The sequence below is a fragment of the Mesorhizobium sp. BR1-1-4 genome (assembly GCF_020165375.1).
Lineage (GTDB): Bacteria > Pseudomonadota > Alphaproteobacteria > Rhizobiales > Rhizobiaceae > Mesorhizobium > Mesorhizobium australicum.
Genome location: NZ_JAIUIB010000001.1, coordinates 485,962 through 497,798 on the forward strand (window position 1 = coordinate 485,962; position 11,837 = coordinate 497,798).

An 11,837-nucleotide genomic window follows, 5' to 3' on the forward strand; every position below is an offset into this window, starting at 1 on the left:
GCTGCAATTCCCATCCCATTTGTCCGCAAGAGCCCGCCGCCATGGCGAAGGAACGCCATCAGGAAGATCAGGCCGTGACCTCTTTCTTCCGCGCCGCGCCAAGCTATTGCAGCCGCTTCGGCGTCGCCGTGCTGCTGGTCGCGCTCGCCGATTTCCTGTTCTACGGCCAGCCCGCCGGGATCACGGTTTTGCTGTTCGCCACGCTGATTGCCGCCACGGTGATTGCCGTGCATCCCGCCGCCTTCAGCGACGGCAAGGTGTGGCTCAAGTCGGCCGCCTTGCTTGTCGCGCTGTTGCCGCTCGCCGAGACTGTCAGTCCCTTGTCCGTCTCGATCGCCCTTGCCGCGCTGGTGGCGTTCGCGCTTTCGCTGAGCGGCCGCCCGTGGCACGGCATGGCGCGAATTGCCGGCCAGATCGTGCTGTTCGGACTGGCGGCGCCGTTCCGGTTCCTCAGCGATTTTCTCCAGTGGCGAAGAGCGGCGCGGCGGTTCGGCGGACATCGCATAAGGCTGGCGGCAATCGCGGTCTGGGTAATGCCGCTGACGCTGGGCGCCGTCTTCGTCGTCCTTTTCGGTGCCGCCAATCCGGTCATCGAAGACTGGCTGTCGCTGATCGACGTCTTCAAGCTGCTCGACCTGATCCAGCTGACGCGGATTGCCTTCTGGCTATTCGTGCTTGCCGGCGTCTGGGCCTTTCTGCGGCCACGCCTGCCGCGCTTTCAGCGCCGCATCGCCAGGCCAAACCACCCTCCTGCCGATGCCCAGCCAGCGGCCGACAGGCACGCCGTCGAGGATATCGTCTTCGGCAAGGCCGCCATCCTGCGCGCGTTGATCGTCTTCAACATTCTGTTTGCGCTGCAGAGCGGACTCGACGCCACCTATCTGTGGGGCGGGGTCGCGCTTCCCGATGGTTTGAGCTACGCCGCCTACGCGCATCGCGGCGCCTATCCCTTGATCGTCACCGCGCTGCTGGCCGCCGGCTTTGTCCTTGCGGCGCTGAGGCCCGGCAGCGAAACATCGGCCGACCCGCTCATCCGCCGGCTGGTCTATGCCTGGGTGGCACAGAACATCATGCTGGTCGTCTCGTCGATCCTGCGGCTCGACCTCTATGTCGGCATCTATGCGCTGACCTACTGGCGCGTCGCCGCTTTCGTCTGGATGGGACTGGTGGCGGCCGGCCTTGCGCTGATCGTCGCCCGTATCGCGCTCGGAAAATCCAGTGAATGGCTGCTCTCCGTCAATCTTCTGACGTTATCCCTGACGCTTTATGCCTGCTGTTTCATCAACTTCGCAGCCATGATCGCCACCTACAATGTCGACCATTCCCTCGAAATGAGCGGCCAGGGCATCCCGCTCGACGCCTGGTATCTCCGCTCGCTCGGGCCGGACGCGTTTCCGGCGCTCGATCGCTTCTTCGATCGTCAGCGCGGGACAGCCAATGCCGGTGCCGTCGGCGAACTGGCAAGGTTGCGCGGTGTCGATGAAGGCTGGTATCGCAGCCTGCAGGAAAACTGGCGAAGCTGGAGCTTCCGCGACTGGCGCCTGCTTCGCTATCTCGACAACAGGCGGCCTATTGTTCCCAGCGTCGCAGAACCCGTGCCGGATCGCTAATCCATGCCGCATCACATCCTCGTCGCCGACGACGACCCGCATATCCGCGAAGTGATCTGCTTCGCGCTGGAAAAGGCCGGCATGAAAACGGCTGCCGTCTCCGATGGCGCCGCCGCCCTGCAGGCAATCGAACGAAGCACACCCGACCTTGTCGTGCTCGACATCGGCATGCCGGAGATGGACGGGCTGGAGGTCTGCCGGCGGCTGCGTCACACATCAGACGTGCCGGTGTTGTTCCTGTCCGCGCGCGACGAGGAGATCGACCGCATCCTCGGGCTCGAAATGGGTGGCGACGACTATGTCACCAAACCGTTCAGCCCGCGCGAACTCGTCGCCCGTGTCAACGTCATCCTGCGCCGCGCCCGTCCGGCGGCGCCGGAACTGGCCGACGACAGGCAGTTCGCGCAGGGAAAGCTCACCCTGGCGCCGGCCAGCCACGCGGCCGCCTTCGACGGCAAGCCGCTCGCCCTGACGGCGATCGAGTTCTCGATCCTGAAAGGGTTTCTGGCGCGGCCCACCCATGTGCTCGACCGCGACGCGGTGATGGCCAACGCCTATGCCGGCAAGATCCATGTCGCCGACCGCACCGTCGACAGCCATATCCGCAACATCCGGGCCAAGCTGGCGGCCGTGGGGTGCCCGGAGGTCATCGAGACCGTGCATGGCGTCGGCTTCCGGCTCGGCCGATGCGGCTGACGACATCAAGCAAATCGATTGGCAGCAAGTGGATCGGCCGCAAATGGCGGCCGCGCCTCGCCACGGTCGTCGTCGCCATCCTGATCTTGGTAATGTCCCTGCCGCTGGTCGGCCTGTTCTTCTTCCGCCTCTATGAGAACCAGCTGATCCGCCAGACCGAGGCGGAACTGATCGCACAGGGCGCGGCCGTCGCCGCCATCTATGCGCAGGAGGTCCGCGACGCCGGCATTTCACCGGAAAAGCTTGGCGTGGCGATGCCGCCGGCCAATGGCTATGCGAGCCGAGGCGCCAATCTCGATTCGCCCTATCGGCCGATCGAGCCGCGGCTCGATCTCGCCTCGGACTACGTGCTTGCGACCCGGCCGGCGGGGATTCCCGCAACGATCGATCCCGCTTTCGCCGCGATCGGCGCGCGGCTGGCGGGCATTCTCGACGCGACGCAGAAGACCACGCTGGCCGGCTTCCGGCTGCTCGATCCCCAGGGTGTGGTGATTGCCGGGCGCGACGAGACCGGGCAGTCGCTCGCTGGGGTCGAGGAGGTGCGCGCAGCACTTGCCGGACGCTATGCCAGCGCGCTCCGGCTGCGCATCCCCAACCAGCCGGCGCCGCCGCTCTATTCGGTCAGCCGCGGCACCAAGGTGCGCGTCTTCGTCGCTTTGCCGGTGGCCGTCGACGGCAAGGTCGCCGGCGTGGTCTATGTCTCGCGGACGCCCAACAACATCATAAAACATCTCTATGGCGAACGCGGCAAGGTGACGGCGGCGGCGATCGCCATTCTCGGCGGCACGCTGCTCATCGGCCTCGTCTTCCTGCGCACCGTCAGCCGGCCGATCTACGCGCTGATCGACCGCACCCAGCGCATCGCCGCCGGCGAACGCGACGCGATCCGGCCTCTCGACCACCATGGCACGCGAGAAATGGCGGAGCTTTCCGCCGCCTTTCTCGACATGGCCGAAAAACTGCAGGCGCGCTCGGACGCCATCCAGACCTTCGCCACCCATGTCTCGCATGAACTCAAATCGCCGCTGACGGCGATCCAGGGCGCGGCCGAACTGCTGCGCGATTCAGGCAGCGCGATGGACGATGACGAGCGGCGGCGCTTCTCCGACAATATCGTCACCGATGCATGGCGGCTCAACCTTTTGGTCCGGCGGCTGCTCGACCTGGCGCGGGCCGAAAACCTCGCACCCAGCGGCGAGAGCACCTCGGTCGGCGCGGCGCTGGCCCTGCTTCCCGTCGACACCAGGCTGGCGGTTGAAGTCAAGGCCGGTGGCGACCTGGCCTTGCGCATCTCGGCCGAGAACGCGGCGATCGTGCTTGCCAATCTCATCGACAATTCCGCCAGACACGGCGCGACGCTGGTTTCGATCACCGCCGCAAGTGCCGGCGGCAAGGCGACCGTGCTGGTCGGCGACGACGGCGCCGGCATCTCGCCAAGCAACCAAGCGCGCATCTTCGAGCCGTTCTTCACCACGCGACGCGATACGGGCGGCACCGGCATGGGGCTTGGCATCGTGCTGGCCCTCCTGAAAGCGCATGATGGTACGATCCGGCTGGTTGACTCCGAGCGCGGCACGCGCTTCGAGATCACTTTGCCGGTCGCGTAGATTGCGAACGGCGGATCGGAGAAAAAAGTGCGCTACGACATCGTCATCATCGGCGGGGCCATCGTCGGGTCCTCGATCGCCTACTATCTGCGCGAGGAAGGGTTTTCCGGCTCGATCGCGCTGATCGAGCGCGACCCGCAATTCGCCCATGCGGCGACGACGCTGTCCATGGCCTCGATCCGCCAGCAATTCTCCATTCCGCAAAACATCCGCCTGTCGCAGTTCACGCTGAAACTGTTTCGGCGGCTGAAGGAAGAATTCGGCACCGACGCCGATATCGGTTTTCGCGAGGGCGGCTACCTCATCCTTGCCGGCGAGGCCGGGCTGCCGATCCTGAAAGCCAACCACGAAGCGCAGGTCGCCGAGGGCGCCGACATCCTGCTCGAGGACGCCGACCAGCTGACGCGCCGCTTCCCCTGGCTGTCGGCCGAAGGCATCACCGCCGGCGCCTATGGCCGGACCGGCGAGGGCTGGTTCGACGCGCATGCCATGCTGATGCTGTTTCGCAAGGCGCTGCGGCAGAAGAAGATCGACTTCATCAGCGCGTCGGTCACCGGCGTCGAGCGGCAGGGTGACCGCGTCACCGGCGTCAGCCTCGACAATGGCGATCGGCTCGAGGCCGGCACCGTCATCAATGCCGCCGGGCCGAATGCTGGCAAGGTCGCCGCCCTTGCCCAGCTTTCGCTGCCGGTCGAGCCGCGCAAGCGCAACGTCTTCGTGTTCGACGCGCGGGACAAATTCACTGACATGCCATTACTGGTCGATCCCTCCGGCATCTATGTCAGGCCGGAAGGCTCGGTCTACCTCACCGGCGGCGCCGAGCCGGAAGAGGGCGACGGCCCGGCCGACCCCGGGGATTTCGACGTCGACTGGCCGCTGTTTGAAGAGGTGATCTGGCCGGTGCTGGCAACCCGCATCCCGGCCTTCGAGGCGATCAAGGCTACGCGCGCCTGGGCCGGGCACTACGACTACAACACGCTGGACCAGAACGCCGTGATCGGCCCGCACCCGCAAGTGACGAATTTCCTGTTCGCCAACGGATTCTCGGGCCATGGCCTGCAACAGGCGCCGGCGGTCGGCAAGGCGCTGGCCGAACTGATCGTGCATGGCGGCTACCGGACGATCGACTGCTCGGCATTTGGCTACGCGCGCGTCGCCGAAGGGCGGGCCTTCCGGGAATTGAATGTGATTTGAGGTCAGGGGCTGCCTCGCGGGTTTGCCAGGCGCTCAGTTTCTTCGTCATTCCAGGGCAGGAGCGAAGCGACGTCGCGGAGACCCTGGAATCCATGCCGTTGTCGTAGTGTTCTAACGGCGCGGAACGAAGGGGGTGCCGATTGGCGCGTATTGTCGCGACAAGTCGACGTCGCGGCATGGATTCTAGGGTCTGCGCCGCGTCGCTGCGCTCCTTGCTTCGCCCTAGAATGACGAAGTCTGGGCGTCAACCTTGAGCGCGTTGCCCAGCGCATTGCCTCCGGCCGTGTTGTCGAAGATTCCCCAGACCTCGGCACCCGAAGCGGCGGCGGCCTCGACTTGCCGGCTGAACCGGTCGAGGCTGTCGGCATCGTAGTCGGAATAGTAGGCGCGCGGCGCGCCGTGCCAGCGGAAATAGGCGAGGCCGGGCCAGCCGCCCGGCATCGCGGCAGATGGCACTGAAGCGGGGTCGGCGGCAACGCGTCCGATCCGGCGAACGGCCAGAAGCGCTTCAGCCTCTGCTTCAAACCAGCTGGGATGGCGCGGCTCGCAGACCAGCCTGGTTTCGGTTCGGGTGTCCACCATGTCGAAGAAATCGCTCGCGACATCGGGCTCGAAGGGCAGGCTCGGCGGCAGCTGCACCAGAAGCACGCTCAGCTTTCCCTCGAGACCTTCAACCTCCTGGAGAAAGCTTTGCAAAGGGTCGTTGCAGTCCACGAGACGGCGCTCATGGGTGATCGCCTTCGGCATCTTGACGGCGAAGCGGAAATCCTGCGGCACGGCGCGTGCCCAGCGCTCATAGGTCTCGCGGCGGTGCGGCTTGTAGAAGGACGTGTCGATCTCGACGACTGGAAAGTGCCGGGCGTAGCGTTCGAGATGCGATCCCGGTTGCGGGAAATAATTCTTGTATCGTGTCGGAATGCCCCAGCCAGCCGTGCCTATGAAACATGCCTGTTTTCCCATGCAAGGGATGTGGACCAGAAGAGGCATGGGTCAAGGCGTGCGGAGGGTGCGTGACGACGCTCGCCGATCAGGCCGCGGCCAGCCTACCAGCCTCGACATGCGCCTGCAGCCAGGCCAGCACCCGGGCCCAGTCCTCGGCATGTTCAGCCGCCGCCTCTTGCCGCCCGCCAAAGCCGCCATGGCAGATGGTGACGCGCGTGCCGTCGGCGATAGGCTCCAGCAGCCAGGCGACCCTGGTTTGTCGCCGGCCAAGCGTGGGATGGTCCCAGCCATGGGCCCACGTCTGCACGATCCGGCGCGGTGTTTCGATTTCGAGGAATTCGCCGCCGGCCGGCAGGTCCCTACCGCCGGCAGTGCGCACGACAACGGTCCAGCGGCCGCCGACGCGAAGGTCGGCCGACCAGTCGGCCATCCGGTAGGTATCGGCTGACCCCCACCATTGCTCGGCTTCCTTGCCGACCAGCGCCCCGAAGACGCGTTCGGGAGGCGCGCCGATCTCGGCCGATGCCATGATCGTCTCGCCATTGGTCATGCTCCGCACCCTGAGAGCGTGCATCATCGATGCCTCCACGTGAAATTTGTTCCGCCAGCGAAACGAGTTCAAGCTTTCGATGGCGGACGCTCGAATCCCTTGCCGGTCTCGAGCAGACTCTTCAGGCTGGCCAGCACCAGCGGCCAGCCCTTGGCGACATTGCCGATCAGCCTGTGCGGGCCGTCCGCCTCATGGGTGACGGCAAGTTTCATCAGCTCGCCGTCGGGCTCGATGGTGAAGGTGCAGCGCGTGTAGCCGTCTTGCCTGATCTCGGGCATCCATTCATTGCGCCATTTGATGACCAGGCGTCGTGGCGGGTCGATCTCGAGAATCTCGCCACTGTCGGCGACACGGCCGTCCGGGAAGATCAGCTTCCAGCTGGAGCCCACTTTCCAATCGCTCTCCTGATAGGAGCAGAGGAAAAACTGCCGGTTGAACTCCGGGTCGGTCAACGCGTCCCAGAGTTTCTTCGGCGTGGTGCGGATATAGGTCACGTAAACGAAGCTGTTGCTCATCAGTCTTCCCTTTCGAGGCGTTTCTTCAGATCACTCAATGCATCAAGCCGGTGGCGCTCGAATTTGCCGATCCAGCGTTCGGCAATCTCATTGATCGGAACCGGGTTGAGGTAGTGCTCCTTCTCTCGGCCCCGGCGGATGGTGGTGACGAGGTTCGCCTCTTCCAGGATCGCCAGGTGCTTGGTCACCGCCTGGCGGGTCATGGCCATCTCCGCGCACAGCGCATTGAGCGTCTGTCCGTTCCTGGCATGGAGGCTGTCCAGCAATTGCCGGCGTGTCGGGTCGGCCAGGGCGCGAAAGACGGCATCCATGCTCATGGCTTTAATATGCAACCATTTGGTTGCATGTCAAGCGACAAGGTCGCTCACCGTTGACGATGGATGGATCACAGAGGAAAAGTCAGCGCTGGCGGGAGATCCAGAAGGCGTCGGGCACGCGCTTCATGCCGATGCGTTCATAGAATCCGACAGCGTCCGGCATGGAAATCAGGCTGATGGCGACCGACGGTCCGAGCTGCCGGGCCACCTCGTCCATCAGTCCCTTGCCGATGCCCAGGCCTTGCGCCTTGGCCGAGACGGCAAGATCGCTGATGTAGCAGACCCAGGAAAAGTCGGTCAGGCAGCGGGCAACGCCAATCAGCGGCCTGCCTCCCATGTCGAGACCGGCCATGTCGAGACCGGCCCTGTCGAGACGGGCCATGTCGAGACGGGCGGTCACAATCAGGCTGGCGCCCTCCAGCATCGCCTTCAGCCTTGCCTCGTCGTCGACGGGCCGGACTTCGCCGAGACCGGATTCCACCAGCACGCGGCGGAATTCGGGAATGCCGAGCGCCGGTTCGCGCGCATAGAGAACGTGGGAGTTTTCCACCATTGGACCAGACTGCACCATCGAGCGGTGAATTCGAAGCTGTTTTGCACAGCGCCCTCGTGCCGGCACGCACGAACAGTTGCCTTTTATTTGCCCGCGGCTTTGTGTAAACCGGGCCTCAGCAAATCCCCCCGCAACGAAAACACGGGCCAAAGCCATGGAAAAATTCACCAAGCTCACCGGCGTCGCCGCTCCCATGCCGATCGTCAATGTCGACACCGACATGATCATCCCGAAGGATTATCTCAAGACGATCAAGCGCACCGGGCTTGGCACCGGCCTGTTCGCCGAGATGCGCTACAAGGACGACGGTTCGGAAAATCCGGATTTCGTGCTCAACAAGCCGGCCTACCGCAAGGCGCAGATCCTGGTTGCCGGCGACAATTTCGGCTGCGGCTCGAGCAGGGAACACGCGCCATGGGCGCTGCTCGATTTCGGCATACGCTGCGTCATCTCGACCTCGTTCGCCGACATTTTCTACAACAACTGCTTCAAGAACGGCGTGCTGCCGATCACCGTCAGCCCCGAGGACCTGGAGAAGCTGATGGACGACGCATCGCGCGGCTCCAACGCCACCCTGTCGGTCGATCTCGAAGCCAAGGAAATCCGTGGCCCGGACGGCGGCGTGGTCACCTTCGACCTCGACGACTTCAAGCGGCACTGCCTGCTCAATGGGCTGGACGATATCGGCCTGACCATGGAAAAGGCAGGCGCCATCGCCTCGTTCGAGAAGAAGAACGCCGAACTGCGCCCCTGGGCCTGAGCGGCCGCCAGGACCGGCCCTTTCCGGGCCGGGTCGAGGGAGGGACAGTCATGAGACATCAGCTTCTTGCCGGCGTTTGCGGGCTGGCCTTGTTGCTGGCGCCCGCCGCGAGCGGGCTCGCGCAGACCCAGACGCCCGCCGCGCAACAGGCGCCGGCGGTGGAAAAGCCGGCCACCGATCAGGATGCGGGAGCCAACGCCGCCGACGCCGCCGATGACGACAAACAGGCGCCGGTGCCGTTCGAAGGCGGCCACCTCACCATCACGCAGCCGGAGCAGGACGGCGAGAAGGTGCTTGCTTATGACGGTAAGCAGCTGGCCAGCAATTACGATCTCTTCTTCGACAAGATTGTGGAGGTTGGCGGCATCAAGGTGGCCCTGTTCGATGTTGGCGATGGCGGCAATCAATGCGGCCCGGCGACGGTGATCGTCTGGAAGCCGGAAGGCGGCGCCATCCAGAGCACCAAGGTCGAGCAGGACGAGTGCGGAGCGCCGCCCGCGGGAGTGTCCGACAACGCCATCTATTTCGTGCCCTATCTCCTGCCGGGGGACCAGAAGCCGGCCCTGCAGTGGTCGCCGACGGATGGGCTGACGATTTCGGGCAATCTCACCTACATGCCCGAACCCGGCACCGACTGGAAAGACATCGATCCGGAAAAGTACCAGAACATCATCGACGCCTTCCACAATGAGGCTGTCTACAAGGAAGCCGAAAAGCTGCTCGGCAAGGACATGCCCGATATGGCGACCAGCCTGCTGGTCGGCGGCGGCACGGAAAAGACCGCGTCCGGCGCCTTCTTCGCCAGCGGCTGCGTGCCGCATGATTGTGGCGGCAATGACGGCTTCATGGCCGTCGACCCGGCCAAGCACCAGCTCTATTTCGCCCGCCGCGGCGACAATGGCCAACCGAACGCCTGGCCGGCGCTGTCGACATGGCCGGCCGATGTGAAGGAAGCGCTGGACAAGGCGCTGGGGTCGGCGAACTAGCCAGCCTTTCCGGCGAAGGGCGCCTCCAGGGCTCTGCCCCCCTTGTTTCGGGCAGGACCGCGTCAACGGCGATATTCGCTGGGACAAATGGAACCAGATCGGCCGCGCGGCGTCATAGAAGCAGTTTCGCGCGGCAGTGCCTGGAGTAACATCGATGGTCAGGCTCGTTCTTCTGGCGCTTGTTCTGTTCGCCCTCGCGGCTGGCGCCACAGAGGCGGCAAAGCTGGACGCAGCCGCCGTCAACAACGCCCAATTCACCGACGCCGCAACGAAGGGCGTCGACGCGAGCGTGTTGAAGGCACAGGTCCTTCTGGATCGCGCGCGCTTCTCGCCTGGCCTGATTGACGGCCGCCAGGCGGAGAACTTCACCAAGGCGGTCCGGGCATTTCAGGCGGCCAACGCCCTGCCCGCCGATGGCAAGCTCAACCGGGAGACCTGGGACAAGCTGGTCGCAACCTCAACGGGCGCGGTTCTTGTGAACTACGAGCTGACGCGCAAGGACGTGCGTGGACCGTTCACCAAGCGCATTCCGGCCAGTATGGAAAGAATGGCTAGCCTGCGCAGACTCGGCTACCGCAGCTCGCTGGAACGGATCGCGGAGCACTTCCACATCAGCGAACAATTGCTGCGCAGGCTCAACCCGGGCATCAGCTTCAGGAAGGCGGGCGCAAAGGTGCTGGTGCCGGCTATCGACCGAGGCGATCCGCCCTCAGCCGTTGTCAGCGTCGAGGTCGACAAGGCCGCGCGCCAGGTTCGCGTTCTCGACAATTCCGGCAAAGTGGTTTCGGTCTACCCCGCCTCGATTGGAAGCGAAGAGAAGCCGGCGCCGAGCGGCGAGGCACAAGTCATACGCGTGGTCCACAATCCCACCTATCACTACGATCCCCGCTTCGCCTTCAAGGGCGTGAAGACCAAACGACCCTTCACCATCGCTGCCGGACCAAACAATCCTGTCGGATCGGTCTGGATCGATCTGTCCATTGAAAGTTACGGCATTCACGGCACGCCCGAACCAGGCAAGATCGGGAAGACCTTTTCGCATGGCTGCATCAGACTGACCAATTGGGATGCCGAAGACCTCGCCCTTGAGGTGCACAAAGGCACAAAGGTTGTCTTCACTGGAGAAACGGCTGAATCGGCCGAAGGCCAACCCGGCTGACGCATCGCGGGAAAGAGAGCTGGCCCGTCGGGGCCACAGTTTCTGCACCGCCGATCCATCCGCATTGGCCCATGGCAGGATCGGGTTTTCGCTCCAGAGTAGCTGCAACAATGCGAGGCTCCCCCATGCGCAAGCTCATCTCAACCGGCTCGCCGTTCGAAAAGACCGCCGGCTATTCACGCGCCGTGGTGCAGGGCGACTGGTGCTTCGTGTCCGGGACGACCGGCTACGACTACGCCACCATGACGATGCCGGACAGTGTCGAGGCGCAGACGCGCAATTGCCTGGCGACGATCGGCAAGGCGTTGCAGGACGGCGGCTTCGAGATATCCGACGTGGTGCGCGCGCACTACTACATCACCGACCAGGCCTTCGTGGATGTCGTCTTCCCGATCCTTGGCGAGACATTCGGCGACATCAGGCCGGCGGCGACGATGATCGTCTGCCAGCTCAACAAGCCGGAAATGAAGATCGAGATCGAGGTGACGGCGCTGCGGCGTACCATGTGAGGAGACTTCCGCCATGAAGGTCCGGCGTATCGTGGCCAATATCGAAACGCCGGACGTGGCCGCGGCGAACCGTTTCTACCACGACGTGCTTGGCCTCGACATCCTGATGGATCAGGGCTGGATCGTAACCTACGGTTCCGAGGACATGATGCAGCTGCAGGTCAGCTTCATGACGCAAGGCGGGTCCGGTACGCCGGTGCCGGATCTGTCGATCGAGGTCGACGATGTCGATGCGGCATTCGAAGCCATGAAGGGCGCCGGCTTCGCCGTCGAATACGGGCCCGCCGATGAACCCTGGGGCGTGCGGCGCTTCTATGTGCGCGATCCGCTGGGCCGGCTGGTCAACATTCTCTCGCACCGGTGAGCCCATCTTCCGTGGCCACTAACTTGGACATGCCGGCGGGACAGCGGCGACAGGTCCTTCGTCCTCCCCTTGCGC

The 11,837-nt window shown here is 64.4% G+C and carries 14 protein-coding genes; 9 read left to right on the top strand and 5 right to left on the bottom strand.

Annotated features, from left to right (window positions below):
* Nucleotides 1-74: 74 nt before the first annotated feature.
* Genes LB571_RS02440 through LB571_RS02455 form a run of 4 tightly spaced genes read left to right on the top strand, consistent with a single transcriptional unit; the run spans nt 75 to nt 5,107 of the window.
* A complete protein-coding gene (locus tag LB571_RS02440) occupies nt 75-1,610 on the top strand; it encodes a DUF4173 domain-containing protein (RefSeq protein WP_224592242.1) in 1,536 nt (511 codons plus the stop codon).
* 3 nt (nt 1,611-1,613) lie between these two features.
* Entirely contained in the window at nt 1,614-2,306 is a 693-nt protein-coding gene (locus LB571_RS02445) for a response regulator transcription factor (protein ID WP_015314984.1), read from the top strand.
* Nucleotides 2,297-3,913: an ATP-binding protein gene (locus tag LB571_RS02450; protein WP_224592002.1), complete on the top strand. Its 1,617-nt coding sequence runs from the start codon at nt 2,297-2,299 to the stop codon at nt 3,911-3,913. The genes LB571_RS02445 and LB571_RS02450 overlap by 10 nt, the downstream gene beginning before the upstream one ends.
* Nucleotides 3,914-3,940: 27 nt before the next feature.
* The gene (locus tag LB571_RS02455; RefSeq protein WP_015314982.1) at nt 3,941-5,107 is read left to right on the top strand and encodes an NAD(P)/FAD-dependent oxidoreductase; all 1,167 of its coding nucleotides are present in this window, start codon (nt 3,941-3,943) and stop codon (nt 5,105-5,107) included.
* A gap of 222 nt (nt 5,108-5,329) precedes the next feature.
* On the opposite strand, the gene LB571_RS02460 is transcribed toward LB571_RS02455, so the two are convergent.
* From LB571_RS02460 to LB571_RS02480, 5 genes are all read right to left on the bottom strand, one after another.
* The gene (locus LB571_RS02460) at nt 5,330-6,067 is read right to left on the bottom strand and encodes a DUF72 domain-containing protein (protein ID WP_224592006.1); all 738 of its coding nucleotides are present in this window, start codon (nt 6,065-6,067) and stop codon (nt 5,330-5,332) included.
* 67 nt (nt 6,068-6,134) lie between these two features.
* Nucleotides 6,135-6,626: an SRPBCC domain-containing protein gene (locus LB571_RS02465; protein WP_224592008.1), complete on the bottom strand. Its 492-nt coding sequence runs from the start codon at nt 6,624-6,626 to the stop codon at nt 6,135-6,137.
* Nucleotides 6,627-6,667: 41 nt separating this feature from the next.
* Nucleotides 6,668-7,114 carry an SRPBCC family protein gene (locus tag LB571_RS02470; RefSeq protein ID WP_224592011.1) on the bottom strand — a complete coding sequence of 149 codons (447 nt, stop codon included), beginning with the start codon at nt 7,112-7,114 and terminating at the stop codon, nt 6,668-6,670.
* Nucleotides 7,114-7,431, bottom strand: a complete 318-nt coding sequence (locus LB571_RS02475) for an ArsR/SmtB family transcription factor (RefSeq protein WP_015314978.1) — start codon at nt 7,429-7,431, stop codon at nt 7,114-7,116. The genes LB571_RS02470 and LB571_RS02475 overlap by 1 nt, the downstream gene beginning before the upstream one ends.
* Nucleotides 7,432-7,513: 82 nt before the next feature.
* Entirely contained in the window at nt 7,514-7,984 is a 471-nt protein-coding gene (locus LB571_RS02480; protein WP_224592013.1) for a GNAT family N-acetyltransferase, read from the bottom strand.
* A 154-nt stretch (nt 7,985-8,138) separates the two neighbouring features.
* On the opposite strand from LB571_RS02480, the gene leuD reads away from it, so the two are divergent.
* The 5 genes from leuD (at nt 8,139) to LB571_RS02505 (ending at nt 11,762) form a co-directional block, all read left to right on the top strand.
* The gene (gene leuD, locus LB571_RS02485; protein ID WP_015314976.1) at nt 8,139-8,744 is read left to right on the top strand and encodes a 3-isopropylmalate dehydratase small subunit; all 606 of its coding nucleotides are present in this window, start codon (nt 8,139-8,141) and stop codon (nt 8,742-8,744) included.
* Nucleotides 8,745-8,794: 50 nt separating this feature from the next.
* Nucleotides 8,795-9,730: a hypothetical protein gene (locus tag LB571_RS02490; RefSeq protein WP_224592016.1), complete on the top strand. Its 936-nt coding sequence runs from the start codon at nt 8,795-8,797 to the stop codon at nt 9,728-9,730.
* Nucleotides 9,731-9,884: 154 nt separating this feature from the next.
* Nucleotides 9,885-10,889 carry a L,D-transpeptidase gene (locus LB571_RS02495; protein WP_224592019.1) on the top strand — a complete coding sequence of 335 codons (1,005 nt, stop codon included), beginning with the start codon at nt 9,885-9,887 and terminating at the stop codon, nt 10,887-10,889.
* Nucleotides 10,890-11,014: 125 nt separating this feature from the next.
* Complete coding sequence (locus LB571_RS02500; protein ID WP_140618274.1) at nt 11,015-11,398, top strand: RidA family protein; 384 nt, start codon at nt 11,015-11,017, stop codon at nt 11,396-11,398.
* Nucleotides 11,399-11,411: 13 nt separating this feature from the next.
* Complete coding sequence (locus LB571_RS02505) at nt 11,412-11,762, top strand: VOC family protein (protein WP_140874527.1); 351 nt, start codon at nt 11,412-11,414, stop codon at nt 11,760-11,762.
* Nucleotides 11,763-11,837: the final 75 nt, after the last annotated feature.

Coding starts and splice junctions, on each gene's coding strand:
- LB571_RS02445 (WP_015314984.1), top strand. CDS start 1,614: ATGCCGCATCACATCCTCGTCGCCGACGACGACCCGCATATCCGCGAA.
- LB571_RS02450 (WP_224592002.1), top strand. CDS start 2,297: ATGCGGCTGACGACATCAAGCAAATCGATTGGCAGCAAGTGGATCGGC.
- LB571_RS02460 (WP_224592006.1), bottom strand. CDS start 6,067: ATGGGAAAACAGGCATGTTTCATAGGCACGGCTGGCTGGGGCATTCCG.
- LB571_RS02465 (WP_224592008.1), bottom strand. CDS start 6,626: ATGATGCACGCTCTCAGGGTGCGGAGCATGACCAATGGCGAGACGATC.
- LB571_RS02470 (WP_224592011.1), bottom strand. CDS start 7,114: ATGAGCAACAGCTTCGTTTACGTGACCTATATCCGCACCACGCCGAAG.
- LB571_RS02475 (WP_015314978.1), bottom strand. CDS start 7,431: ATGAGCATGGATGCCGTCTTTCGCGCCCTGGCCGACCCGACACGCCGG.
- LB571_RS02480 (WP_224592013.1), bottom strand. CDS start 7,984: ATGGTGGAAAACTCCCACGTTCTCTATGCGCGCGAACCGGCGCTCGGC.
- leuD (WP_015314976.1), top strand. CDS start 8,139: ATGGAAAAATTCACCAAGCTCACCGGCGTCGCCGCTCCCATGCCGATC.
- LB571_RS02490 (WP_224592016.1), top strand. CDS start 8,795: ATGAGACATCAGCTTCTTGCCGGCGTTTGCGGGCTGGCCTTGTTGCTG.
- LB571_RS02495 (WP_224592019.1), top strand. CDS start 9,885: ATGGTCAGGCTCGTTCTTCTGGCGCTTGTTCTGTTCGCCCTCGCGGCT.
- LB571_RS02500 (WP_140618274.1), top strand. CDS start 11,015: ATGCGCAAGCTCATCTCAACCGGCTCGCCGTTCGAAAAGACCGCCGGC.
- LB571_RS02505 (WP_140874527.1), top strand. CDS start 11,412: ATGAAGGTCCGGCGTATCGTGGCCAATATCGAAACGCCGGACGTGGCC.